The 22,717-nt window shown below is 73.3% G+C and carries 18 protein-coding genes and 1 pseudogene; 14 read left to right on the forward strand and 5 right to left on the reverse strand.

All coding sequences use genetic code 11. From position 1 onward, the window contains the following. Nucleotides 1-80: 80 nt before the first annotated feature. Nucleotides 81-947 carry a serine hydrolase gene (locus I8N68_RS11220; protein WP_200209826.1) on the reverse strand — a complete coding sequence of 289 codons (867 nt, stop codon included), beginning with the start codon at nt 945-947 and terminating at the stop codon, nt 81-83. 72 nt (nt 948-1,019) lie between these two features. On the opposite strand from I8N68_RS11220, the gene I8N68_RS11225 reads away from it, so the two are divergent. Beyond that, nucleotides 1,020-1,688: a class I SAM-dependent methyltransferase gene (locus I8N68_RS11225; protein WP_200209827.1), complete on the forward strand. Its 669-nt coding sequence runs from the start codon at nt 1,020-1,022 to the stop codon at nt 1,686-1,688. Nucleotides 1,689-1,860: 172 nt separating this feature from the next. On the opposite strand, the gene typA is transcribed toward I8N68_RS11225, so the two are convergent. Then, nucleotides 1,861-3,729, reverse strand: coding sequence for a translational GTPase TypA (typA, locus tag I8N68_RS11230; RefSeq protein ID WP_200209828.1), 1,869 nt, complete (start codon nt 3,727-3,729; stop codon nt 1,861-1,863). Nucleotides 3,730-3,863: 134 nt separating this feature from the next. On the opposite strand from typA, the gene I8N68_RS11235 reads away from it, so the two are divergent. The 7 genes from I8N68_RS11235 (at nt 3,864) to I8N68_RS11265 (ending at nt 11,588) form a co-directional block, all read left to right on the forward strand. Beyond that, nucleotides 3,864-5,273, forward strand: a complete 1,410-nt coding sequence (locus I8N68_RS11235; protein WP_200209829.1) for a DedA family protein — start codon at nt 3,864-3,866, stop codon at nt 5,271-5,273. 137 nt (nt 5,274-5,410) lie between these two features. Next, nucleotides 5,411-6,283 carry a transglycosylase SLT domain-containing protein gene (locus I8N68_RS11240; protein ID WP_200209830.1) on the forward strand — a complete coding sequence of 291 codons (873 nt, stop codon included), beginning with the start codon at nt 5,411-5,413 and terminating at the stop codon, nt 6,281-6,283. Between the two features lie 113 nt (nt 6,284-6,396). Continuing rightward, nucleotides 6,397-6,927 (forward strand): MarR family winged helix-turn-helix transcriptional regulator, encoded by a 531-nt coding sequence (locus tag I8N68_RS11245; RefSeq protein WP_307812772.1) that lies wholly within the window; start codon nt 6,397-6,399, stop codon nt 6,925-6,927. A 5-nt stretch (nt 6,928-6,932) separates the two neighbouring features. Then, nucleotides 6,933-8,600, forward strand: a complete 1,668-nt coding sequence (locus I8N68_RS11250) for a CocE/NonD family hydrolase (RefSeq protein WP_200209831.1) — start codon at nt 6,933-6,935, stop codon at nt 8,598-8,600. A gap of 156 nt (nt 8,601-8,756) precedes the next feature. Continuing rightward, on the forward strand, nt 8,757-9,617 hold the full coding sequence (locus I8N68_RS11255) for a hypothetical protein (protein WP_200209832.1): 861 nt from the start codon (nt 8,757-8,759) through the stop codon (nt 9,615-9,617). A 112-nt stretch (nt 9,618-9,729) separates the two neighbouring features. Next, the gene (locus tag I8N68_RS11260) at nt 9,730-10,305 is read left to right on the forward strand and encodes an ArsR/SmtB family transcription factor (protein ID WP_200209833.1); all 576 of its coding nucleotides are present in this window, start codon (nt 9,730-9,732) and stop codon (nt 10,303-10,305) included. Further along, a complete protein-coding gene (locus tag I8N68_RS11265; RefSeq protein WP_200209834.1) occupies nt 10,302-11,588 on the forward strand; it encodes an MFS transporter in 1,287 nt (428 codons plus the stop codon). The genes I8N68_RS11260 and I8N68_RS11265 overlap by 4 nt, the downstream gene beginning before the upstream one ends. 49 nt (nt 11,589-11,637) lie before the next feature. Here I8N68_RS11265 and I8N68_RS11270 read toward each other — a convergent pair whose 3' ends face one another. After that, the gene (locus I8N68_RS11270) at nt 11,638-11,841 is read right to left on the reverse strand and encodes a cold-shock protein (protein WP_007072071.1); all 204 of its coding nucleotides are present in this window, start codon (nt 11,839-11,841) and stop codon (nt 11,638-11,640) included. A gap of 169 nt (nt 11,842-12,010) precedes the next feature. Between I8N68_RS11270 and I8N68_RS11275 the strand changes: the two genes are divergently transcribed. Together I8N68_RS11275 and I8N68_RS11280 are read left to right on the forward strand one after the other, a co-directional pair. After that, on the forward strand, nt 12,011-12,697 hold the full coding sequence (locus I8N68_RS11275; protein ID WP_200209835.1) for a class I SAM-dependent methyltransferase: 687 nt from the start codon (nt 12,011-12,013) through the stop codon (nt 12,695-12,697). 98 nt (nt 12,698-12,795) lie between these two features. Further along, nucleotides 12,796-13,470 (forward strand): annotated as a pseudogene (locus I8N68_RS11280) (DedA family protein); the annotation flags it as partial. On the opposite strand, the gene I8N68_RS11285 reads toward I8N68_RS11280, so the two are convergent. Next, on the reverse strand, nt 13,471-14,124 hold the full coding sequence (locus I8N68_RS11285; RefSeq protein WP_200209836.1) for an MBL fold metallo-hydrolase: 654 nt from the start codon (nt 14,122-14,124) through the stop codon (nt 13,471-13,473). A gap of 7 nt (nt 14,125-14,131) precedes the next feature. After that, nucleotides 14,132-14,848, reverse strand: a complete 717-nt coding sequence (locus I8N68_RS11290; RefSeq protein WP_200209837.1) for a maleylpyruvate isomerase family mycothiol-dependent enzyme — start codon at nt 14,846-14,848, stop codon at nt 14,132-14,134. A gap of 183 nt (nt 14,849-15,031) precedes the next feature. Here I8N68_RS11290 and rsgA point away from each other — a divergent pair, with 183 nt between their 5' ends. The 4 genes from rsgA to uvrC all read left to right on the forward strand — a co-directional run bounded on the left by rsgA (nt 15,032) and on the right by uvrC (nt 22,053). Continuing rightward, nucleotides 15,032-16,111 (forward strand): ribosome small subunit-dependent GTPase A, encoded by a 1,080-nt coding sequence (gene rsgA / locus I8N68_RS11295; protein WP_200209838.1) that lies wholly within the window; start codon nt 15,032-15,034, stop codon nt 16,109-16,111. A gap of 195 nt (nt 16,112-16,306) precedes the next feature. Further along, nucleotides 16,307-19,255 (forward strand): excinuclease ABC subunit UvrA, encoded by a 2,949-nt coding sequence (gene uvrA / locus I8N68_RS11300; RefSeq protein ID WP_200209839.1) that lies wholly within the window; start codon nt 16,307-16,309, stop codon nt 19,253-19,255. Nucleotides 19,256-19,468: 213 nt separating this feature from the next. After that, a complete protein-coding gene (locus I8N68_RS11305) occupies nt 19,469-19,957 on the forward strand; it encodes a Rieske (2Fe-2S) protein (protein ID WP_200209840.1) in 489 nt (162 codons plus the stop codon). Nucleotides 19,958-20,112: 155 nt separating this feature from the next. Then, the gene (gene uvrC / locus I8N68_RS11310; protein ID WP_200209841.1) at nt 20,113-22,053 is read left to right on the forward strand and encodes an excinuclease ABC subunit UvrC; all 1,941 of its coding nucleotides are present in this window, start codon (nt 20,113-20,115) and stop codon (nt 22,051-22,053) included. Nucleotides 22,054-22,717 lie beyond the last annotated feature (664 nt).

A 22,717-nucleotide genomic window follows, 5' to 3' on the forward strand; every position in this document is an offset into this window, starting at 1 on the left:
GGCCGGGGCGGGGCACCGCCGCGGCCGGCAGGGCGTCCCGCGACGGGTTGTCGACGTAGCCGGCGGAGCTGCCGCCGCGGTCAGTCGGCCAGGGCGTGCCGGGCGTCCCAGACCCGCGCCGAGATGGTGGCGATCAGGCGGCAGGCGTCGTCCTCGACCTCCTCGCCGCTCGGCCCGCCGTCGGCCAGGTCGGTCGTGGTGCAGACGACGATCGCGTACGGCGGGGCGTCGGTCGGGAAGACCACCCCGGCCCCGTGCCGCACCCCGCGCACCCAGCCGTTCTTGTGCGCGATCCGGGTGCCCTCGGGCAGCCCGGAGGCGAGGTCCTCGCGGTGCTCCTGGGCCAGCAGCACGTCCAGCATCGCGGCGCAGCTCGCCGGGGCGGCCAGCGGACCGGGACGCTCGGCGCCGAGCGCCAGCGCGCCGAGCAGGGCGGCGAGGTCGGCGGCGGTGACCAGGTTGGTGATGCCGGCCTCCCGGGCGGCGAAGTCCTCGATGCCCCGCCCGGTGGCGCTGTGCCGGGCCGCGCCCAGCGCCCAGGCCTCGGCGACCGCGGGCAACCCGACCCGGCCGAGGACGATGTTGGTGGCCAGGTTGCTGGACCGGATGATCATCCGCTCGGCGAGCCACCGCAGCGAGGCGCTGCCGCCGACCCGCGCCCAGACCGCGTCGTCGTTGTCGTAGTTCTGCGCACAGGAGAACCGCGGCGCGCCCGGCCGGGCGGAGTCGAACTCGTTGCGTACCGGGATCGGGGTGTCCAGGTCGAGGGTGCCCGCCTCCGCGGCCCGGTGCAGCGCGATCAGCACGGCGAGCTTCATGGTGCTGGCCGCGTAGTGGGTGGCGTCGGGCAGCCGGGTCCAGGTCGGCCGGGCGTCCAGCCGCCCCACGTACGCCGAGACCGTGCCGGGCACCTTGTCCAGGTGGGCGTCGAGGTCGTCCCAGATCATGCCGGTGACCGTAGCCGATCATCGGCCGCGGCGGGGCAGCGGTGCACCGCACCCGCGGCACACCGTGCGGAGATGACGAACACCGCCGCGTACGACGCCATCGCGGACTGGTACGAACAGTTCGCCACCGACACCGCCGCCGACTACATGGACCGGGTCCGCGGTCAGCTCGCCGGGCTGCTGGGCGCCGGCCCGGGCCACTGCCTGGAGCTGTGCTGCGGCACCGGGGTGCACGCCGCCGAACTGCGCCGGCTCGGTTGGGATCCGCTCGGCGTCGACCTGTCCGCCGGACAACTGCGGCACGCGCGGCCCCGGCTGCCGGTGGCCCGGGGCGACGTCGCCGCGCTGCCGTTCGCCGACGCCAGCGTGCCCGCCGTCACCTGCGTGCTCGGGCACACCGACCTGCCCGACTATCGGGCGGTCATCGCCGAGGCGGCCCGGGTGCTCGCCCCGGGCGGCCGGTTCGTGCACGTCGGCGTGCACCCCTGCTTCGTCGGCCCGTTCGCTGACCGCCGTGACCCCGAACGGATCCTCATCGACACCGGGTACGCCGAACGGGAGCGCAGCTTCCGGGCCTGGTCGGTGGAGGGTGTGCGGGCCCGGGTAGGTGCCTGGCACGTGCCGCTGGCCGACCTGCTGAACGCCGTCACGGCCGCCAACCTCACCCTGACCAGGATCACCGAGTCCGGCTCGACGGCGATCTCGGACCTGCTGTCCTTCCAGGCCACCAAACCCGCCTGACCCCCGCTCCGTCGATTCAGGGCAGATCGCGGCGAGCTGGTCTCCGGTAGCGACGAGCTGGCCTGGATCGACGCGCCGAGGCGGCACGCGGGGAGCGGTGGGGAGCGGGCGGAATGGGCGGAGCCCGGACCGCGTGGCGCGGTCCGGGCTCCGATGGTTGGTGCGGGGTGGGTCAGCCGGCGTGCTTGCGGCGGGCCGCCATCCGGCCGCGCTGGGTCTGGTCCAGCACCACCTTGCGGATGCGCACGGCGACCGGGGTCACCTCGACGCACTCGTCCTCGCGGCAGAACTCGAGGGCCTGCTCCAGCGACAGCTTGCGCGGCGGGATCAGCTTCTCGGTCTCGTCGGAGGTCGACGCCCGCATGTTGGTGAGCTTCTTCTCCTTGGTGATGTTGACGTCCATGTCGTCGGAGCGGGAGTTCTCCCCGACGATCATGCCCTCGTACACCTCGGTGGTCGGCTCGACGAAGAGCTGGCCGCGCTCCTGAAGGTTGATCAAGGCGAACGCGGTGACCGCCCCCGCCCGGTCGGCCACCAGCGACCCGTTGTTGCGGGTACGCAGCTCGCCGAACCACGGCTCGTAGGACTCGAAGACGTGGTGCAGGATGCCGGTGCCCCGGGTGTCGGTGAGGAACTCGGTGCGGAAGCCGATCAGGCCACGCGCCGGCACCAGCCACTCCATCCGGATCCAGCCGGTGCCGTGGTTGACCAGCTGCTCCATCCGGCCCTTGCGGGTCGCCAGCAGCTGCGTGATGGCGCCCAGGTACTCGTCCGGCGCGTCGATGGTCAGCCGCTCGACCGGCTCGCAGATCTTGCCGTCGATCTCCTTGGTGACCACCTGCGGCTTGCCGACGGTCAGCTCGTAGCCTTCCCGGCGCATCTGCTCGACCAGGATGGCCAGCGCCAGCTCGCCACGACCCTGCACCTCCCAGGCGTCCGGCCGTTCGGTCGGCAGGACCCGCAGCGAGACGTTGCCGACCAGCTCCTTGTCGAGCCGGTCCTTGACCATCCGCGCGGTGACCTTCGAGCCCTTGACCCGGCCGACCAGCGGCGAGGTGTTGGTGCCGATGGTCATCGAGATCGCCGGCTCGTCGACGGTGATCAGTGGCAGCGGCTGCGGGTTCTCCGCGTCGGCCAGCGTCTCACCGATCATGATCTCCGGGATGCCGGCGACCGCGATGATGTCGCCCGGGCCGGCCGAGTCGGCCGGCTTACGCTCCAGCCCCTCGGTCATCAGCAGCTCGGAGATGCGCACCCGCTGGGTGCTGCCGTCGGTGCGGCACCAGGCCACCGTCGCGCCCTTGCGGATGGTGCCCTGGCGGACCCGGCACAGCGCGAGGCGGCCGAGGAACGGCGAGGCGTCGAGGTTGGTGACGTGCGCCTGCAGCGGCGCGTCCTCCTCGTACGCGGGCGGCGGGATGGTGTCCAGCAGGGTGCGGAACAGCGGCTCCAGGGAGCTGCTGTCGTCCGGCACCGAGCCGTCGGCCGGCTGGGTCAGCGAGGCGATGCCGTCGCGGGCGCAGGCGTAGATGATCGGGAAGTCGATCTGCTCCTCGTCGGCGTCCAGGTCGAGGAAGAGCTCGTAGGTGTCGTCCACGACCTCCTTGATCCGGGCGTCCGGCCGGTCCACCTTGTTGATCACCAGGATGATCGGCATCCGGGCGCTCAGCGCCTTACGGAGCACGAAGCGGGTCTGCGGCAGCGGGCCCTCGCTGGCGTCGACCAGCAGGATCACTCCGTCGACCATGGTCAGGCCCCGCTCGACCTCGCCGCCGAAGTCGGCGTGGCCGGGAGTGTCGATGATGTTGATGGTGACCGGATCGGACCCGTCCGCCGGCAGGTAGTGCACGCCGGTGTTCTTGGCCAGGATGGTGATGCCCTTTTCCCGCTCCAGGTCCCCCGAGTCCATCACCCGCTCGGTCGTCTCGCCGCGGGCGCCGTAGGCGCCGGCCTGCCGCAACATGGCGTCGACCAGGGTCGTCTTGCCGTGGTCGACGTGGGCGATGATGGCGACGTTGCGGAGGTCGGTGCGAAGCTGCATACCCTCCATACTCCTGTCTGCGGTTGCCGGGGCGCATGTCGGGGTGACCCCGAGATCGCCCGGATCTCTGCCGAAACTGCTGTTCCGACCGTTCCAGCGGCTGGCATGCTGACCCCCGTGGTGCTGGGGACCGGATGCCTGACCTGCTGATCTCACTGCAGGGCCTGCCATCCCTGCTGATCTACCTGGTCGCCGCGACGATCGTCGCGGCCGAGACGGCGGTGATCTTCGGCTTGCTGGTGCCGGGAGAGGCGACCCTGTTGCTGGTCGGCTTCTTAGCCTACGCGGGGACGCTCCGGATTATTCCGGCGCTGCTGGCGATGACGGGTGCTGCCGTGATCGGTGACACACTCGCGTTCCGCGCCGGGCGCCGGTACGGCCCCCGGCTGCGCGCCTCCGGCCTGGGTGCCCGGGTCGGCCCCGACCGCTGGCGCCGGGCGGACGAACTGCTTGACCGGCTCGGCGGCCGGGGGATCTTCGCCGCCCGCTGGGTGGCTTTCGCCCGCACCCTGGTGCCCCGGCTGGCCGGCGCGGGGGGCCTGCCGTACCGGCGGTTCGCGCCGTGGAACCTGGCCGGGGTGGCCACCTGGGTGGGCGCCTCGGTGCTGCTCGGGTACCTCGCCGGTGAGTCGTACGAGCGGGTCTCCCACCTGCTCGGCCGGGCCACCGGGGCGGTCGGAGTGCTGCTGCTCTGCCTGGTGGCCGTGGTGCTGGCCGGCCGCTGGCTGGGCCGCAACCCCGACCCGGCGCGGGCGCTGGTGTCCCGGGCCGCCGCCCTGCCGCCGCTGCGCTGGCTGCGGGCCCGGTACGGGGTGCTGTTCTTCCTGCTCGCCATGCGGATCGGGCCGGCCTGGACGCTGCTGCTCAACCTCGCCGCCGGGCTCCTGCTGCTGTTCACCGCCGGGCTGGCCATCGCCGCCGCGCTGGAGGCCGGGGTCCGGTACAGCGGGCTGGCGGTGGCCGACGGCCTCCTCGCCGACTGGATCGCCGACCGGCGTACCGCCGGCGTGGTGGAGGTCGCGTCGGCGGCGGTCTCGGTGCTGCGGGGGTCGGTCCTCATCGTGGTGGTCGCGCTGGTGGCCGCGGTGCTCGCCTGGCGGCACCGGCCGTGGCGCGCCGACCTGCTCAGCGTCGTCGGCACGGTGGGGGCGTTCGCGCCGCTGGTGGTGCTGGCCGTGGTGGCGGACCTGACCGGGTCGGGCGGATCGGGCGACGCTGTCCTGTTTCCGACCCAGAACGCGGTGGTGACGGCGAGCCTCGGCACCCTGGCCTGGCTGCTGTCGAGGGGAGCGCGCTGGCCGGTGGCGGTGGCCGCCTGGACGGTCGCCGTGGCGGGCGTGGTGGCGATCGGCGGCGCCCGGCTCTATCTGGGCTGGAGCACGGCCAGCGGCACCGCCACGTCCGTCCTGCTCGGCATGGCCTGGACGGCGGTGTTAATGGTCGCCTGGGCGACCCGGGACCGGGCGGTCGGCGACCGGCGGGCGGCCGACGACCCGACCGGCGACGAACCGACCGCCGTCCCCGGCGGGCGACACGCCCGGTGAGGATCCGGCCGTGGGAGCTGCCGGCGCGGCGGAGCCGACCCCGCGTCGATGGGGCGGACGGCGAGCCGTCCGCGGGGTCGGCGCGAACCGGCCGGTCCTTGCTAGGGTCCCGCCGGACAGCCACGGGGGAGGGGACCATGCGTCGAGGGATGTACCGGATGGGGGCCGCGGTGCTGACCGGCCTGCTGCTGGCCACCGGGATCAGCGGGTGCGGCGGTGCGGAACCCGCACCCCGTGAGCTCGCCGCGCCGGTCGATCTGCCGACGGAGGCGCCGGTCGAGGCGCCCGCCGACCAGCCGACCGAGGCGCCGCCGGCGGTCGAGGAGATGGGCGCGGCGCCTAGCGCCAAGGCCAGCCCGAGCGCCAGGCCGACGGCGAAGCCGAAGCCCACCCGGACGGCGGCGGGGCCGCTCTCCACCCCGAAGCCGCCGACCGAGACGCGGGTTCCGCCGCCCCCGCCGAAGCCGGCGCCGAGCGGCTGCCAGCCCACCTACCAGGGCACCCAGGCGACGCGCAGCCAGGTCAAGGCGGCGCTTGGCGACGCCGCCGCCCGCACCTACTGGCCGACCTCCGCGCCGGACATCGCCATCCCGCTCGTCCTGCTCAAGGCGACCGCCTGGCAGGAGAGCGGCTGGCAGTCCAACATCGTCGCCTGCGACGGCGGGATCGGGCTGATGCAGGTCATGCCGGCCACCGCGGACTGGATGAACCAGCGCTTCGGTCAGTCGTACGACATCGGCGACTACCGGGACAACGCCTACCTCGGCGCCAACTACCTGGCCTGGCTGACCAAGTACATCGGCGACATGTACTTCGAGGCCGACTACCGGCTGGACGCCTCGCTCTGCACCGACGAGCTGAACTCCTGCCTGCTCAACGCGATCATCTCGGCGTACAACTACGGGCACAACGCGGTGGCCCGGGAGGGCGAGCCGCTGACCATCCCCAACCCGCAGTACGTGCGCAACGTGCGGGCGCTGATGACCGAGTGCGTCTGCCTGAACTACTGACCTGACCCGTCGGCCCCGCCGCAACTCGGAGCCCGAATATCTCGACGGGCGAGATAGCCGGCGGCGTTCTAAGCTGCTGACCGGGCGGACGGGACAGGAGGAAGCGACCGGACGTGGCAGGGCACGGCACGGATCGGCGGCGGGACGACCCGCGCGGGCGGATGATCTCGGAGATCACCGACGACCTGCGCCGCTACTCCGTGGACGCGCAGCACGTCGGACACGCCTTCGCCGCCCTGCACGGGCTCAACGCCACCGACCTGCACGCCCTGATCGCGGTGATGGACGCCGAACTGGCCGGCGACCCGATCACCCCCGGTCGGCTGGGGGAGCAGCTCAACCTCTCCTCCGGCTCCGTCACCGCGCTGATCGACCGGTTGGAGCGGGCCGGACACATCCGGCGCGACCGGGACACCGCCGACCGGCGCAAGATCCTCCTGCACTACGCCGACCGGGGCGCCGCCCTGGCGATGGAGTTCTTCCAGCCGCTCGGCTCGCGGACCGACCGGGTGATGGCCCGGTTCACCGACGAGGAGCTGGCGGTGGTGCACCGGTTCATGGCCGAGATGAGCGCGTCCCTGCGCGAACACCGCGACGCGATACGGGCCGCCCGCCCCGAGCCGCCGCGCCGGGCGGTGGACTGACCGAGGTGCTCGACCGGCTCGCCACCCGACTCGCCACCGCGGTCCTGCGGCTGCCCGCCGCCCGCAGCCGGCGCGTCACGGTGACCCGGGACATCCCGGTCCGGGTCCGCGACGGGGTGACGCTACGCACCGACCACTACGCGCCGGACCTGCCCGACGCGCCCACCCTGCTGATCCGTACGCCCTACGGGCGGGGCGGCCCGGTCCGGCTGCTCGGCCGGATCGCCGCCGAACGCGGCTTCCACGTGGTCATCCAGTCCTGCCGGGGCACCTACGGCTCCGGCGGTGAGTTCGCGCCGCTGGTGCATGAGCGCGACGACGGCCTGGACACCGTCGACTGGCTGCGCCCGCAGCGCTGGTGGTCCGGGGCGTTCGGCATGTTCGGCGCCAGCTACCAGGGCTTCGTGCAGTGGGCCGTCGCCGCCGAGACGGCCGACGAGCTGCGTGCCATGGTCGCGGTGGTGACCGCCTCGGGCACCCGCGACTCGACGTACGCGGGCGAGTCCTTCGCCCTGGACACGGTGCTGACCTGGGCGGAACTGCTCCAGGCGCAGACGGTGCCGTGGCTGGCCCGGCAGTGGGAGCTCAAGCGGGGACAGCCCCGGTTGGCCGCCGCGCTGGCCCACCTGCCGCTGGCCGAGGCCGACCGGATCGCCACCGGCGTCACCGTGCCGTTCTTCCAGGAGTGGCTGCGCCACCACACCCCGGACGCCGACTACTGGCGGGCGCGGGTGTTCGGCGACCGGATCGCCGAGGTGCGCGCCCCGGTGGCGATGATCAGCGGCTGGCACGACATCTTCCTCCCGGCCCAGCTCGACGACTACGCCGCGCTGCGGGCCGCCGGCGCCGAGCCGAGCCTGACCGTCGGACCATGGACGCACGGCAGTCTTGGGCTCTTCGTGGCCGCCCTGCGCGACGGTCTCGACTGGCTGGACGCGCACCTGGCCGGCCGCCCCGGGACGCGCCAGGCGCCGGTGCGGGTGCACGTCGGGGGAGTCGGCGGCGGTTGGCGCAACCTGCCCGAGTGGCCCCCGCCCGCCGTGCCGACCCGGTGGCACCTGCGGCCCGGGGGCGCCCTCGCGCCGGCCCCGCCGGTGGCGTCCGCGCCGGATGCCATCTGGTACGACCCCGCCGACCCCACCCCGTCACTCGGCGGCCCACTGCTGGTGGCCCAGCGGGCCGGTCCGGTCGACAACCGGCCCGTCGAGGCCCGACCCGACGTGCTGACGTACACCAGTGCGGTGCTCGCCGCGCCGGTGGAGGTGATCGGGCCGGTGCGGGCCGAGATCCACGTCCGGAGTGAACTGTCCTACCTCGACGTCTTCGTCCGGCTCTGCGACGTGGACCGCCGTGGCCGGTCCTGGAACGTCTGCGACGGGCTGGTCCGGGTCGCCCCGGGCCGCTTCCCGGCCGATCCGTCCGGTGTGGTGCGGGTGCCCGTCGACCTGTGGCCCACCGCGCACCGGTTCGCGCCCGGACACCGGCTGCGGGTGCAGGTCTCCGGGGGCGCCCATCCGCGGTACGCGCGCAACCCGGGCACCGGTGAGGCGTTCGGCACGGCAGTGACGCTGCGTGCTGGCAGGCGGGAGATCCTGCACGACCCGGAGCACCCCTCGGCGATCGTCCTGCCGCTCGTCGGTGTCGGTCCACAGTCATCTCTCAGTTCCAGATAGTGCCTCTGAGCTGGGCAAATCGTCAAAGGCGCAGATATCCTCGGGGCAACTGCCCGGTGTCGTGCAGCTCTCGCCGGGCTCGTCCCCGAATCATCCCTGCCCTTTACCGGGTGTGATCACCGTGCCCGGCCGGCGAACGATCGGGAAGGGGGACCCATGACGCGGGCTCCGACGAATCTGTTGGCGGTACGCAGTCTGCTGCTCACCAATCTCAACGTCGATCCGAACACCGTGCGGGCCGACGACCTCGAACCGGCCGAAGTCGGCATCGTCGGCGACCCGAGCCATCTCGGCGGCTACCACTGCGGATCGGACCGGGTGGTGGCCAGGGACTACTCGGTGGTGGAGTCCGTCCGGGACTCCTCCGGTCTCACCCTCGACGCGTCGGCGCTGGACGTCGGCACGTTCAAGGTCGTCTCCGGTGGCCGTACCCACAACCTCTACACGTTCTCCACCTGGTGCGTCGCGCAGTGCGTCGCCGGCGCGCCGGACACCAGGGACATCCGCGAGATCATCTATTCGCCGGACGGCGCCGTGGTGAAGCGCTGGGACCGGCTCGGCAAGCGGACCACCGGTGACAGCAGCCACCGGTCGCACACCCATTTCAGCTTCTTCCGCGACTCCACCAAGGCGGGTCGGGACCAGATCCCACTGTTCCGCCGCTACCTGACCACCATCGGCCTCCTGGAGGAAGACATGCCCACCGCCGACGAGATCGCCCAGGCCGTCTGGGACCGCAAGTACCTCGACTACGTGGCGAACCCGGCCGGCGACCGTCCGCCGATCTCGGTGGTGCACGCGCTGTTCACGGCCCGGGCCGAGGTGAACAACGCGCTGGCCCAGGTGACGGCGCTGCGCGCCGAGCTCGCCGCCCTGGCCGCCAAGGACCTGGTGGACGAGCAGGCGATCGTGTCGGGCCTCCTGGCCACGCTCACCCCGCAGGCGATCGCGGCGGCGCTGCCGGCCAGCGTCGCCAAGCAGGTGGCCGACGAACTGGCCCGGCGCCTGGTGGCCTGACCGTCGTCCGCGCGGCGACCGCGGGTCGGGCGACGCCCGCCGGCGGCAACCGGCAATGGCTGTTCCGCAATGACTGTTGCGAAACAGTCGTTGCCGATGGCAGACTCTCCGCATGTCCCACGCCGACGTACGCCAGGTCACCGACTCCCGGGTCCTCGCCGCCCTCGCACACCCGCTCCGCCGCCGGATCATGGACGTGCTCAAGGTGCACGGTCCGTCGACCGTCGGGCTGATCGCCGAGCGGACCGACCAGGCCCCGGCGAACGTGAGCCACCACCTCAAGGTGCTGGCCGCCGCCGAGCTCGTCGCCGAGGCGCCCGAGCTCGCGCGGGACCGCCGGGAGCGGTGGTGGCGCCTGCGCAGCCGTGGGGTCCGCTGGTCCAACACCGACTTCGATGCCGATCCGGCCGCCCGGGCCGTCGCCGACGCCGCCACCTCGCTCAACCTCGACCGGCAGGTCGCCCTCGCCCGAGCCTGGCACGCCGCCACCGACGAGGAGCAGGCTGCCTGGGGGGACGGCCCCTTCTCCACCGACCGGTGGCTGCACCTCACCCCGCAGGAGCTGGCCGAGCTGGGGCGCGAGGTGATCGACCTGTTGGCCCGCTGGGCCGACCGGGAGGTGCCCGACGACGGGCGGCGGCGCGAGCCGGTCTTCCTGTTCGCCTACGGCATCCCGGCCCAGCCGTGACCGCGCCGACGACCCGCCGCGCGCCCGACCCGCCGGTACGCCCGCGCGGCGGACTGTTCCGGCACCGGGACTTCCGGCTGCTCTGGACCGGGCAGGCCATCAGCAGCATCGGCAGCAACGTGACCACGGTGGCGTTGCCGCTGGTCGCGCTGGCCGTGCTGGACGCCACCACCTTCCAGGTGGCGGTCCTCACCGCCGCGGCATGGCTGCCCTGGCTGCTGGTCGGCCTGCCGGCCGGCGCGTGGGTCGACCGGCTGCGCCGCCGGCCGGTGATGATCGTCTGCGACCTGGTGTCGGCGCTGCTGTTCCTCAGCGTCCCGGTGGCCGCCGTCCTCGGGGTGCTCACCATCGGTCACCTGCTGGCCGTGGCGCTCGGCGGGGGTCTGGCCCGGGTCTTCTTCGAGACCGCCGACCAGGCGTACCTGCCGACCCTGCTGCGGCCGGCGGAGGTGCCGGAGGGCAACGCGAAGCTGCACGCCACGCAGAGCGCGAGCTACGTCGTCGGTCCGGGACTGGCCGGCCTGATCGCCCAGCTCGCCGGGGCGGTCACCGCCCTGCTGCTCGACGCGCTGAGCTTCCTCGTCTCCGCGGCCTGCCTGGCGCGCATCCGCGCGGTCGAGCCCCGGCCGCATTGCCCCGCCGGTCCGGCGTCGCTGCGCCGGGAGGTGGCGACCGGCATCCGCTTCGTCGCCCGGGATCCGTACCTGCGGGTGCTGACGGTCTTCGGCGCGGCCAGCAACATCGGCCTCACCGGCTACCAGGCCGTCCTGGTGGTCTTCCTGGTCCGCTCGGCGGGGCTGCCGCCCGGCCTGGTGGGACTGCTGATCGGCCTCGCCAGCCTGGGCGGGATCGTCGGCGCGACCGTGGCGACCAGCCTCGCCCGCCGGGTCGGCACCGCCCGCGCGCTGCTGCTGGCCGCCCTGGGCGCCGGACCACCCGCCCTGCTCATCCCGCTCGCCGGGCCTGGGCTCCGGGCGATCTGGCTGCTCCTCGGCGGCGTCGTGGTCAGCCTCGCCGTCGCCGTGGGCAACGTCGTCAAGGGCAGCTTCCGGCAGATGTACACGCCGCAGGCGCTGCTCGGCCGGGTGACGGTGAGCATGCAGCTGCTCAACTTCGGGACCATCCCGCTGGCGGCCGTGCTGGCCGGCGCGCTCGGCACCGCGTACGGGCCGGGGCGGGCGATCTGGGTGATGACCGGCTGGCTGGCGCTGACCCCGCTGATCCTGCTGGCCGGGCCGCTGCGAAGGCGACGCGACCTGCCGGCGGCGCCGCAGCCGGTCTGAGATGCGCTGCGGCGGCGGCCGGAACCCGGCCGCCGCCACCGGCACGGAGCTACATCGGACGGACGTTGTCCGCCTGCGGCCCCTTCTGCCCCTGGGTCACCTCGAACTCGACCTTCTGGCCCTCGTTGAGTTCCCGGTAACCACTCGTCGCGATGGCCGAGTAGTGGACGAACACGTCCGGGCCTCCGCCGTCCTGCTCGATGAAGCCGAAGCCCTTTTCCGAGTTGAACCACTTGACCGTGCCGGTTGCCATGCAATCTCTCCCTGTTCAATGCGGGTGAGCACCAGCCGCGCGGCCGGCGATCGCCCTGTACTTCCCCGACAGTAGTCCCCCGCGGCCCGATCCGCTGCCGGAAGTGCCGGCGAGCCCCGCAGAATCCGCGCTGAGCGGAAAAGCCGCCCGTTCGACACCGACCCGGGGCATGCTTGCCCCGGTGAGGAACCGCACGGCGTTGGCCGACCTGGAACGGGAGATCGCCCTGCCCGGCACCGGTCTGGACCGGCTCCGGTTGATGGAGACCCCGTTCGTGCCCGAGGTGCGGCTGCACCTGGCCGAGGACGCGATCGTCTGGTGGGCCCGGATGGAGGCCGCCGCGGGTGGCCGGCTGCCGCCGCCCTACTGGGCCTCCGCGTGGGCCGGCGGTCAGGCCCTGGCCCGATACCTGCTCGACCACCCCGAACTGGTCGCCGGCCGCCGGGTGCTGGACCTCGCCGCCGGCTCGGGGCTGGTGGCCATCGCCGCCGCGCTCGCCGGCGCCGACCAGGTGGTCGCCAACGACATCGACCCGTACGCGGTCGCGGCGGTCACCGTCAACGCGCGGGTCAACGGCGTACGCGTCGCCGCCACCGCCGACGACCTGCTCGACTCCACGGTGACCGCGGACCTGCTGGTGGCCGGGGACATCCTCTACGACGCCGCCCTGGCCCGCCGGGTGCTGCCGTTCCTGCGGCGGGCCGCCGACCGGGGCGCCGTCGTGCTGGTCGGCGATCCCGACCGCGGGCACGTGCCCCCCGGACGGCTGGAGGTGGTGGCCAGTTATCCGGTGCCCACCACCGAACCGTCCGTCGACTCCCCGGTGCGCCGGGTGCAGGTCCTGCGGCCCAGCTGACCGGGTGGCCCGTCGGGGTCCACCCCGAGCCGGGATCAGGGGCCGGTGGGGGATCGGACCCGATGTGCCTGCGCCCGGCCGGTCATAGCGTACGGACCATGATGGATCTGCTGGCCCAGGTCGGTGAGCTGCCCACCGCGCTGCTGATGAGCGCGCTCGGCCTGGTCATGCTCGCCGACGCCGTACCGCTGCTCGGGGTGCTGGTGCCCGGCGACGCCGCGGTCCTCGCCGCGGTCGGCGCCGGCCGGCCGGCGACCGGGCTGGCCACCGTGGCGGCGGTGGTGGCCGGCTGCCTCGCCGGCTGGTCGCTGAGCTTCCTCGCCGGCCGGCGCTGGGGCGACCGGCTGCGGCACAGCCGGGTCGGCGGCTGGATCGGCGAGTCGCGGTGGGCGGCGGCCGAGGTGATCCTGCGCCGCGGTGGCGGCCGGATGGTGCTGGTCGCGCCGTTCCTGCCGGTGTTCAACGCGCTGCTGCCCCTGGCCGCGGGCGGGCTGCGGATGTCGTACCGCCGGTTCGCCACCTGCGCCGCGCTCGGCGCGACCGCCTGGGCCGGCGTTTACGTGCTCCTCGGCACCGCGGCCCGGGCACTCACCGGGCTGCTGCCCGGCGCGCCGAACCCGACGGTGCTGACCATGACGGTCGGCCTGCTGCTCGCCGGCCCGGTGCTGCTCGGCACCCGGTACCGGCTCCGCGCGCTGACCGGGGCGGGCCCGGCCGCCGCCGGGGCCGGACCGGCGGCCGGTACGGGGGGTCCGCCCGCACCGGCGGGGCCGTCACCAGCCCCGGGCGCGCCACTGCGGCACCGCAAGGCGCTCCGCCCCGAGGGTGCTGTCCCTGCCGTGGCCCGGGTAGAACCAGGTCTCGTCCGGCAGCCGGTCGAAGAGCTTGTGTTCCACGTCGTCGATGAGCTGCCCGAAGCGCGCCGGGTCCTGGTCCGTGTTGCCCACGCCACCGGGGAAGAGACTGTCTCCGGTGAACAGGTGCGGGGTGCCGGCCGGGTCGCGGTAGAGCAGCGCGATGGAGCCCGGGGTGTGTCCCTTGATGTGCATCACCTCCAGGGCGCAGTCGCCCACCGCCACGGTGTCGCCGTCGGTGAGCGACTCCGCGTCGATCGGCAGCCCCTCGGCGTCGTCGGCGTGCACCAGGGGACGGGCGCCGGTCTTGGCCACAACCTCCTCCAGGGCCACCCAGTGGTCCATGTGCCGGTGGGTGGTGACCACCGCGGCGAGCCCGCCGTCGGCGACCAGTTCGAGCAGCCGGGGTGCCTCGTTGGCCGCGTCGATCAGCACCTGGTCGCCGGTGTCCCGGCAGCGCAGCAGGTACGCGTTGTTGTCCATCGGGCCCACCGACACCTTGGTGATGGTGAGTGCGTCGAGCTCGCGTACGGCCGGCGCGCCGCCGGGCGTGACGTCTCCGGTATAGGTCATGTGTCCTCTATATCCACTCGGGTGGGGTCGGCAGGGGACCGTCGGGGGCGATGGTGAGCACCTCGCCCGCGCTGCGGCCGATCAGCCACGCGGCGAGTTCGGGTGCAAGACCGGTGATCGTGGGCGCCCCGTCGGGATCGCCGACGACGAGCTCTTGGCGGAACCCGTCGAAGCGCAGCACCATGGCCGGGGCGTCCGGCCGGCCGGTCAGGCCGGTGGCCACCTCGTGCAGCAGGCGCTGGGCGAACGCCTCCGGCCAGTCGGCCGGCTGGTAGCCGACGGCAAGGTCCACGTGGTGCACCTCGATCTCGCGGAGTCGGCCCCAGACCAGCATGGCCGCCGGCCAGGGGCCGCGGCGGGTCTCGACGCTGGCTCCCCAGGCCTCGACCGGCATCGCGTCGACCGCCTCGGCGAACCGCTGTGAGCTGCCGCGCAGGTCGTCCAGGAGGGTGGCGGGTGGTCGGGCGGCGCCGGCCTCGATGTCCGCAGTGCGGGCGTCGCCGCTGGCGTACATCGGGATCGGCTCGCCGGTGCGGGCGGCGGTGAGCAGGTTGACGAAGCCGTCGGCGTTGCGGGCCAGGTGGGTCAGCACGTGCCCGCGCGTCCAGCCCGGTAGCAGGGACGCGGCGGCGACGTCCGCGGCGTCGAGCTCGGCCATGGTACGGAGCAGCCGGGCGGTGGCGTCGGCCACCTCGCCGGTCAGGAGCAGCGGATCGGTGGTCACCCGTCGACCCTAGCGGTCCGGCGCGCCCGCGTCGCCGGGGAAATCGCTTTCGGCCTGTCGGCGTGCCCCCTACCGTCGGCGTGCAAGCGCGGCACCGGGACGTCGGAGTGGAGGTGGTGGTGATCATGCCGGTCGTAGCACGCGTGTTCCGCCAGATTCCACCTCGACACCGATGAGGATGCCATGACCATCGATCTGACCGCCCTCGGCTGGGACGCCGGCTGGGCGGCACACGTACGACGGGGCAGTGACCACCGTCCGGGCCGGGTGGCCCGGGTCGACCGTGGGGTCTGCACCGTGCTCTGCGCCGACGGCCCGGTCCGGGCCAGCCTGGGCGGCGGGGTGCTGGCCGCCGCCGCCCGGGACCTGGGCGCGCTGCCCTGCGCGGGGGACTGGGTGCTGGTCGGCACCTGGCCGGACCGGCGGCGCACCGTCGAGGCGGTGCTGCCCCGGCGCACCGCGCTGGTCCGCCGCACCGCCGGCAAGGACGCCAGCGGGCAGGTGCTCGCCGCCAACCTCGACGCCGCCGCGGTCGTCGAGCCCGTCCACCCGGCGCCCGACGTCGGCCGGATCGAGCGGGCGCTGTCGCTGGTCCACGAGTCGGGGGCCCGGCCCCTGGTCGTGCTGACCAAGGTCGACCTGGCCGCCGACCCGGCCGCGCTCGCCCGCCAGCTCGCCGCCGTCGCCCCCGGGGTGCCGGTGCTCCCGGTCAGCGCCGAACAGGGCGTCGGGCTGGCGGCGCTGCGGCCGTTCGTCGCGCCCGGCCGCACGCTCGGGCTGCTCGGGCCTTCCGGCGCCGGGAAGTCGAGCCTGGTGAACGCTCTCGCCGGCGCGGTGGTCATGCCCACCCAGGCGATCCGCCGGGTGGACGGCAAGGGCCGGCACACCACCACCTGGCGGTCGCTGGTGCCGCTGCCGCACGGGGGCGCGGTGCTGGACACCCCGGGGGTCCGGGCGGTGGGTCTGCTGGACGGGTCGGCCGGCCTGGACCGGGCCTTCGCCGACATCGCCGAGCTGGCCGCCGGCTGCCGGTACGCCGACTGCGCGCACGACGGCGAGCCGGCCTGCGCGGTGCGGGAGGCGCTGGACAGCGGCGAGCTGCCGGCGCGGCGCTGGGAGAGTTGGCGGCGGCTGCAGCGGGAGGTGGCCTTCGAGAGCCGTCGGCGGGAGGTGCGGCTGGCCGCCGAGCGCCGCGGTGGGTGGCGCGGCGGCCGGCGGCGGACCGCGCGTCCGACGTCGCCCCCGTCCCCGGGCGGATATTGAGCGGCTGGACCGTGCGCGCCGGCCCCGCCGGGGTCGGCGCGACGGGTGTGAGCTGGGGGAATGTGCGGGCGCGGAAACTTGTCGTACGTCGGGGCTAGAGTTGCCCAGGCGTCTTTTCTGCGCCCGCAAACCGCTCAGACCCCGCTCGGAGCGGACAGATCCGCCTCACATTCTTCTCCCGGGAGTACACGGACCGTGGCCGACCGACTGATCATCCGTGGCGCGCGCGAGCACAACCTGCGTGACGTCAGTCTCGACCTGCCCCGGGATGCCCTGATCGTCTTCACCGGGCTCTCCGGGTCGGGCAAGTCGAGCCTGGCCTTCGACACCATCTTCGCCGAGGGCCAGCGCCGCTACGTCGAGTCGCTGTCGTCGTACGCCCGGCAGTTCCTCGGCCAGATGGACAAGCCCGACGTCGACTTCATCGAGGGCCTCAGCCCCGCGGTCTCCATCGACCAGAAGTCCACCTCGCGCAACCCGCGCTCGACCGTCGGCACCATCACCGAGGTCTACGACTACCTGCGTCTGCTCTTCGCCCGCATCGGCGAGCCGCACTGCCCGGTCTGCGGCGAGCGGATCTCCAAGCAGAGCCCGCAGCAGATCGTCGACCGGGTCCTGGCGATGGCGGAGGGCACCCGGTTCATGGTGCTCGCCCCGGTCGTGCGCGGCCGCAAGGGTGAGTACGTCGACCTCTTCGCCGAGCTCCAGGCCAAGGGCTACGCCCGGGCCCGGGTCGACGGCGTGGTGCACCCGCTGACCGAGCCGCCGAAGCTCAAGAAGCAGGAGAAGCACACCATCGAGGTGGTGATCGACCGGCTCAGCGTCAAGGCGAGCGCCAAGCAGCGGCTGACCGACTCGGTGGAGGCGGCGCTCGGCCTCTCCGGCGGCCTGGTGCTGCTCGACTTCGTCGACCTGGCCGAGGACCACCCGGATCGGGAGCGCCGCTACTCCGAGCACCTGGCCTGTCCCAACGACCACCCGCTCGCCATCGAGGACCTGGAGCCCCGGGTCTTCTCCTTCAACGCGCCGTACGGCGCCTGCCCGGAGTGCACCGGCCTGGGCACCAAGAAGGAGGTCGACGCCGAGCTGATCGTCCCCGACCCGGAGCGGACCCTGCGCGAGGGCGCGATCCAGCCCTGGGCCACCGGGCACAACCTGGAATACTTCCTCCGCCTGCTGGAGGCGCTCGGCGAGAGCCAGCACTTCGACATCGACACGCCCTGGCGGGCGCTGCCGTCCCGGGCGCAGAAGACGATCCTGCACGGCTCCGACGACCAGGTGCACGTCCGTTACCGCAACAAGTACGGCCGCGAGCGCTCCTACTACACCGGCTTCGAGGGCGTGGTGCAGTGGATCGAGCGCCGGCACACCGACACCGAGTCGGAGTGGTCCCGGGAGAAGTACGAGGGCTACATGCGGGACGTGCCGTGCGGGGCCTGCGGCGGCACCCGGCTCAAGCCCGAGGTGCTCGCGGTCACCCTGGCCGGGCGGAGCATCGCCGAGGTGTGCAACCTGTCGGTGGGGGAGGCCGCCGAGCTGCTCGCCGGCATCGAGCTGACCGACCGGCAGAAGATGATCGCCGAGCGGGTGCTCAAGGAGATCAACGCGCGGCTGAAGTTCCTGCTCGACGTCGGCCTCGACTACCTCTCCCTGGACCGGGCCGCCGGCACCCTCTCCGGCGGCGAGGCGCAGCGCATCCGCCTGGCCACCCAGATCGGCTCCGGCCTGGTCGGCGTGCTCTACGTGCTGGACGAGCCGTCGATCGGCCTGCACCAGCGGGACAACCACCGGCTGATCGAGACCCTGATCCGGCTGCGCGGGCTGGGCAACACGCTGATCGTGGTCGAGCACGACGAGGACACCATCCGGGTGGCCGACTGGATCGTCGACATCGGCCCGGGCGCCGGTGAGCACGGCGGCAAGATCGTGCACAGCGGCTCGGTGCCCGCGCTGCTGGAGAACCCGGAGTCGGTCACCGGGGCGTACCTGTCGGGGCGCAAGTCGATCCCGACGCCGAAGCAGCGCCGGCCGCAGACCCCCGATCGGGAGCTCGTGGTGCACGGGGCGCGCGAGCACAACCTGCGCAACCTCACCGTGTCCTTCCCGCTGGGCCAGCTCATCGCGGTCACCGGGGTCAGCGGCTCCGGCAAGTCGACGCTGGTCAACGACATCCTGTACGCGGTGCTGGCGAACCAGATCAACGGCGCCCGGCTGGTGCCGGGCCGGCACACCCGGGTCACCGGCCTGGAGCACGTGGACAAGGTCGTCGGCGTCGACCAGTCGCCGATCGGCCGGACGCCGCGGTCGAACCCGGCCACCTACACCGGGGTCTGGGACCACGTCCGCAAGCTGTTCGCCGAGACCACCGAGGCCAAGGTCCGGGGGTACGGCCCGGGCCGGTTCTCGTTCAACGTCAAGGGCGGCCGCTGCGAGGCCTGCTCCGGCGACGGCACCATCAAGATCGAGATGAACTTCCTCCCGGACGTCTACGTCCCCTGCGAGGTCTGCAAGGGCGCCCGGTACAACCGGGAGACCCTCGAGGTGCACTACAAGGGCAAGACCGTCTCCGACGTGCTGGAGATGCCGATCGAGGAGGCGGCCGAGTTCTTCTCCGCCATCCCGGCCATCCACCGGCACCTCAAGACGCTGGTCGACGTGGGTCTCGGCTACGTCCGCCTGGGTCAGCCCGCGCCGACCCTGTCCGGCGGCGAGGCGCAGCGCGTCAAGCTCGCCTCCGAGCTGCAGAAGCGCTCCACCGGGCGGACGGTCTACGTGCTGGACGAGCCGACCACCGGCCTGCACTTCGAGGACATCCGCAAGCTGCTGATGGTGCTCGAGGGCCTGGTCGACAAGGGCAACACGGTGATCACCATCGAGCATAACCTCGACGTGATCAAGACCGCCGACTGGCTGATCGACATGGGTCCGGAGGGCGGCCACCGGGGCGGTCTGGTGCTCGCCACCGGCACCCCGGAGGAGGTTGCCGAGGTGGCCGAGAGCCACACCGGTCAGTTCCTCCGCCAGGTGCTCAAGCTCGACGGCGAGGCGAAGGGCGCGGCGGCGGCCACCACCCGGGCGGCCAAGGCCAACGGCACGGCCGCCACCAGGTCGCGTGCCCGCAAGGTGCCGGCCGGAGCGCGCTGAGCCGACGGTACGGCGGCCGCGACGATCGCGGTCCGACGGGTGCCGGGCGACACGAGCGGGTGGACCTGGGGCGGGCGGTCCGGGAAACCGGGCCGCCCGTTCACGTACCCGGGTGGTGACGCGCCAGTATGAACCGTGCGGCACAGTGATCCGTGTCCCAGAGCGTGGCCGCGGATCATTGACCGGTGGCGGCAGCCGAGAGAAAGGCCGGACATGAGTGACGATCAGGTGCTGACCGGGCCGGGTACGCAGACGCGTCGTGCCCTGCTCGCAGGTGCCGGCGCCGTCGGGGTGTCGGTCGTGCTGGCCGCCTGCGGCAGCGACGACGACTCCGGTGACGGGACGGCCGCGCCGACCAGTGGGGGCCCGGGCGCGACCGGGGTCGGCGACGCGGAGGGCGGCAACCGGGACACCTCCGGCCCGCTGGCCCGGACCACCGACATCCCGGTCGGCGGCGGAGCGGTCTTCGCCAGCAAGGGCGTGGTGATCACCCAGCCCGAGCCGGGGACGTTCAAGGGCTTCGACCCGATCTGCACCCACCAGGGCTGCCCGGTGTCGAACGTCGACGGCGGCACGATCAACTGCACCTGCCACAACAGCAAGTTCTCCATCGCCGACGGCTCGGTCAAGGCTGGTCCCGCCACCCGCCCCCTGGCGCCGAAGAACCTGAAGGTCGACGGCGAGCAGATCGCCCTGGCCTGACCGTCTCCTGGTCGACGATCTCGCGGGCGGCGGCGACGTCGTCGCTCGCCTCGGCCGACGCCACCCGCGAGACCGACCCGGCTCCGCCCCCCGGTGGGCGGAGCCACGTGCGGCGACGGAGTGTGGTGTCGGGGGTGCGGACTAGGCTTGCTGGCGTGGCTGACCCCTCGACCTACCGTCCCGCGCCCGGCACGATCCCGGAGTCACCGGGGGTCTACCGCTTCCGCGACGGCACCGGCCGGGTCATCTACGTCGGCAAGGCGAAGAACCTGCGCAGCCGGCTCAACTCCTACTTCGCCGACGTGTGGGGCCTGCACCAGCGCACCCAGCAGATGGTCACCACCGCGGAGTCGGTCGACTGGGTCACCGTCGGCACCGAGGTCGAGGCGCTCCAGCTCGAATACACCTGGATCAAGCAGTACGACCCCCGGTTCAACGTCCGCTACCGCGACGACAAGTCGTACCCCTACCTGGCGGTCACCCTCGACGAGGAGTACCCGCGGCTCCAGGTGATGCGGGGCGCCAAGCGCAAGGGGGTGCGCTACTTCGGGCCGTACTCGCACGCCTGGGCGATCCGCGAGACGCTCGACCTGCTGCTGCGGGTCTTCCCGGCCCGGACCTGCTCCTCGGGGGTGTTCAAGCGGGCCGGCCAGGTGGGCCGGCCCTGCCTGCTCGGGTACATCGGCAAGTGCTCCGCGCCCTGCGTCGGCAGCGTCTCCGCCGAGCAGCACCGCGACATCGTCAACGGGTTCTGCGAGTTCATGGCCGGTCGCACCGACACCATGGTCCGTCGGCTCGAACGGGAGATGACCGAGGCCAGCGGGCAGTTGGAGTTCGAACGGGCCGCCCGGCTGCGCGACGACGTCGCCGCCCTGCGCCGGGCGATGGAGAAGCAGACGGTGGTGCTCGGCGACGGCACCGACGCCGACGTGGTGGCCTTCGCCGACGATCCCCTCGAAGCCGCCGTGCAGGTGTTCCACGTCCGGGACGGTCGGGTCCGCGGTCAGCGCGGCTGGGTGGTGGAGAAGACCGAGGAGGTGAGCGCCGGCGACCTGGTCCACCACTTCTGCACCCAGGTCTACGGCGGGGAGCAGGGCGAGGGCGACGTGCCCCGCGAGCTGCTCGTGCCCGAGCTGCCGGCCGACGCCGACGCGCTGGCCGACTGGCTCTCCAGCCACCGGGGCAGCCGGGTGTCGCTGCGGGTGCCGCAGCGCGGCGACAAGAAGTCCCTGCTGGAGACCGTGGAGCGCAACGCGAAGGATGCCCTGGCCCGGCACAAGCTCAAGCGGGCGGGCGACCTGACCACCCGCAGCAAGGCCCTCGACGAGATCACCGACGCGCTCGGCATGCGGACGTCGCCGCTGCGCATCGAGTGCTTCGACGTCTCGCAGATCCAGGGCACCGACGTGGTGGCCAGCATGGTCGTCTTCGAGGACGGACTGCCCCGCAAGAGCGAATACCGGCGGTTCATCGTCCGCGGCGCCACCGACGACCTTTCCGCCATGTCCGAGGTGCTGCGCCGGCGCTTCGCCCGCTACCTTGAGACGCGCGCCGAGACGGGGGAGATCGGCGAGGAGACCGCCGGCGACCCGGACCGGCCGGGCATCGACCCGACCACCGGGCGGCCGCGCAAGTTCGCGTACCCGCCCCAGCTGGTGGTCGTCGACGGTGGCGCCCCGCAGGTCGCCGCCGCCGCGCAGGCCCTCGCCGAGCTGGGCATCGACGACGTGGCGCTCTGCGGGCTGGCCAAGCGGCTGGAGGAGGTCTGGCTGCCCGACGACGAGTTCCCGATCATCCTGCCGCGCACCTCGGAGGGGCTCTACCTGCTGCAACGGGTCCGCGACGAGGCGCACCGGTTCGCCATCACCTTCCACCGCCAGCGGCGCTCCAAGCGGATGACGGAGTCGGCGCTGGACAACATTCCCGGCCTGGGCGACGTGCGCCGCAAGGCGCTGCTGCGGCATTTCGGCTCGCTCAAGCGGCTCTCCGCGGCCACCGTCGAGGAGATCACCGAGGTGCCCGGGGTGGGGAAGCGGACGGCCGAGGCGATCCTGGCCGCCCTGGACGAGAGCACCCCGGCGACGCCGAGCTCGTGACCGGTACGGTCCGGCCGTCGATGTAAACCGTCGGCGGCTCGGTGTCCGGCACTCGTCCGGGGGTGGATACCGCCAGGTCGGCGGTCCGCGACCCAGTGTCGGCGGTGGGCGCAGATGCGACCGGCTCGGGGATCTGGCGCCGGCCGCCCGGTCTGCGGGAACCCGCAACCGAGGCGGCCGGTTCGTGTCAGCCTGTCCGGGTCGGGGGCCGACCTCATCGGGGCACATGTCCGGTTTCGGGTCCGGTGTCCCGTGGCCGGTGCCACCCGGGCGGTGGAATCCCCGACCGCAGCCCGTCGTTGAACATGGCATGCCACCGCGGGTCCCCCGCCCGCTGGTGGGACGGGCCACCGGCCGTGGGAACACCCGGCGGGCCGGCCCGGTTACATCCCCCCGAACGCCGACCACGCGAGCCTGGCGGAATGCCTGGCCGGCCCGGCTCGTTACATCCCCCGAGCACCCCGGGACCGTGGGAACACCCCGCCGGCCGGGACGGTTACATCCCCCGAGCACCACCCCGGGACCGTGGGAACACCCCGCCGGCCGGGACGGTTACATCCCCCTGGACGTCCGAGCAGGCCCCCGGCCGCCGGGCAGATCCTTCCAAGACTTTCCCCCCTTTTTTGCGTGCGGCATGCGTGCACCCCCATGCGTGTGTGCCGCG

The sequence above is a fragment of the Micromonospora coerulea genome, assembly GCF_016598485.1.
GTDB classification, from domain to species: domain Bacteria; phylum Actinomycetota; class Actinomycetes; order Mycobacteriales; family Micromonosporaceae; genus Micromonospora; species Micromonospora coerulea.

Coding starts and splice junctions, on each gene's coding strand:
- I8N68_RS11255 (WP_200209832.1), top strand. CDS start 8,757: ATGACGCGGGCTCCGACGAATCTGTTGGCGGTACGCAGTCTGCTGCTC.
- I8N68_RS11240 (WP_200209830.1), top strand. CDS start 5,411: ATGCGTCGAGGGATGTACCGGATGGGGGCCGCGGTGCTGACCGGCCTG.
- I8N68_RS11260 (WP_200209833.1), top strand. CDS start 9,730: ATGTCCCACGCCGACGTACGCCAGGTCACCGACTCCCGGGTCCTCGCC.
- I8N68_RS11225 (WP_200209827.1), top strand. CDS start 1,020: ATGACGAACACCGCCGCGTACGACGCCATCGCGGACTGGTACGAACAG.
- I8N68_RS11285 (WP_200209836.1), bottom strand. CDS start 14,124: ATGACCTATACCGGAGACGTCACGCCCGGCGGCGCGCCGGCCGTACGC.
- I8N68_RS11270 (WP_007072071.1), bottom strand. CDS start 11,841: ATGGCAACCGGCACGGTCAAGTGGTTCAACTCGGAAAAGGGCTTCGGC.
- I8N68_RS11235 (WP_200209829.1), top strand. CDS start 3,864: ATGCCTGACCTGCTGATCTCACTGCAGGGCCTGCCATCCCTGCTGATC.
- I8N68_RS11220 (WP_200209826.1), bottom strand. CDS start 947: ATGATCTGGGACGACCTCGACGCCCACCTGGACAAGGTGCCCGGCACG.
- I8N68_RS11305 (WP_200209840.1), top strand. CDS start 19,469: ATGAGTGACGATCAGGTGCTGACCGGGCCGGGTACGCAGACGCGTCGT.
- typA (WP_200209828.1), bottom strand. CDS start 3,729: ATGCAGCTTCGCACCGACCTCCGCAACGTCGCCATCATCGCCCACGTC.
- I8N68_RS11275 (WP_200209835.1), top strand. CDS start 12,011: ATGCTTGCCCCGGTGAGGAACCGCACGGCGTTGGCCGACCTGGAACGG.
- rsgA (WP_200209838.1), top strand. CDS start 15,032: ATGACCATCGATCTGACCGCCCTCGGCTGGGACGCCGGCTGGGCGGCA.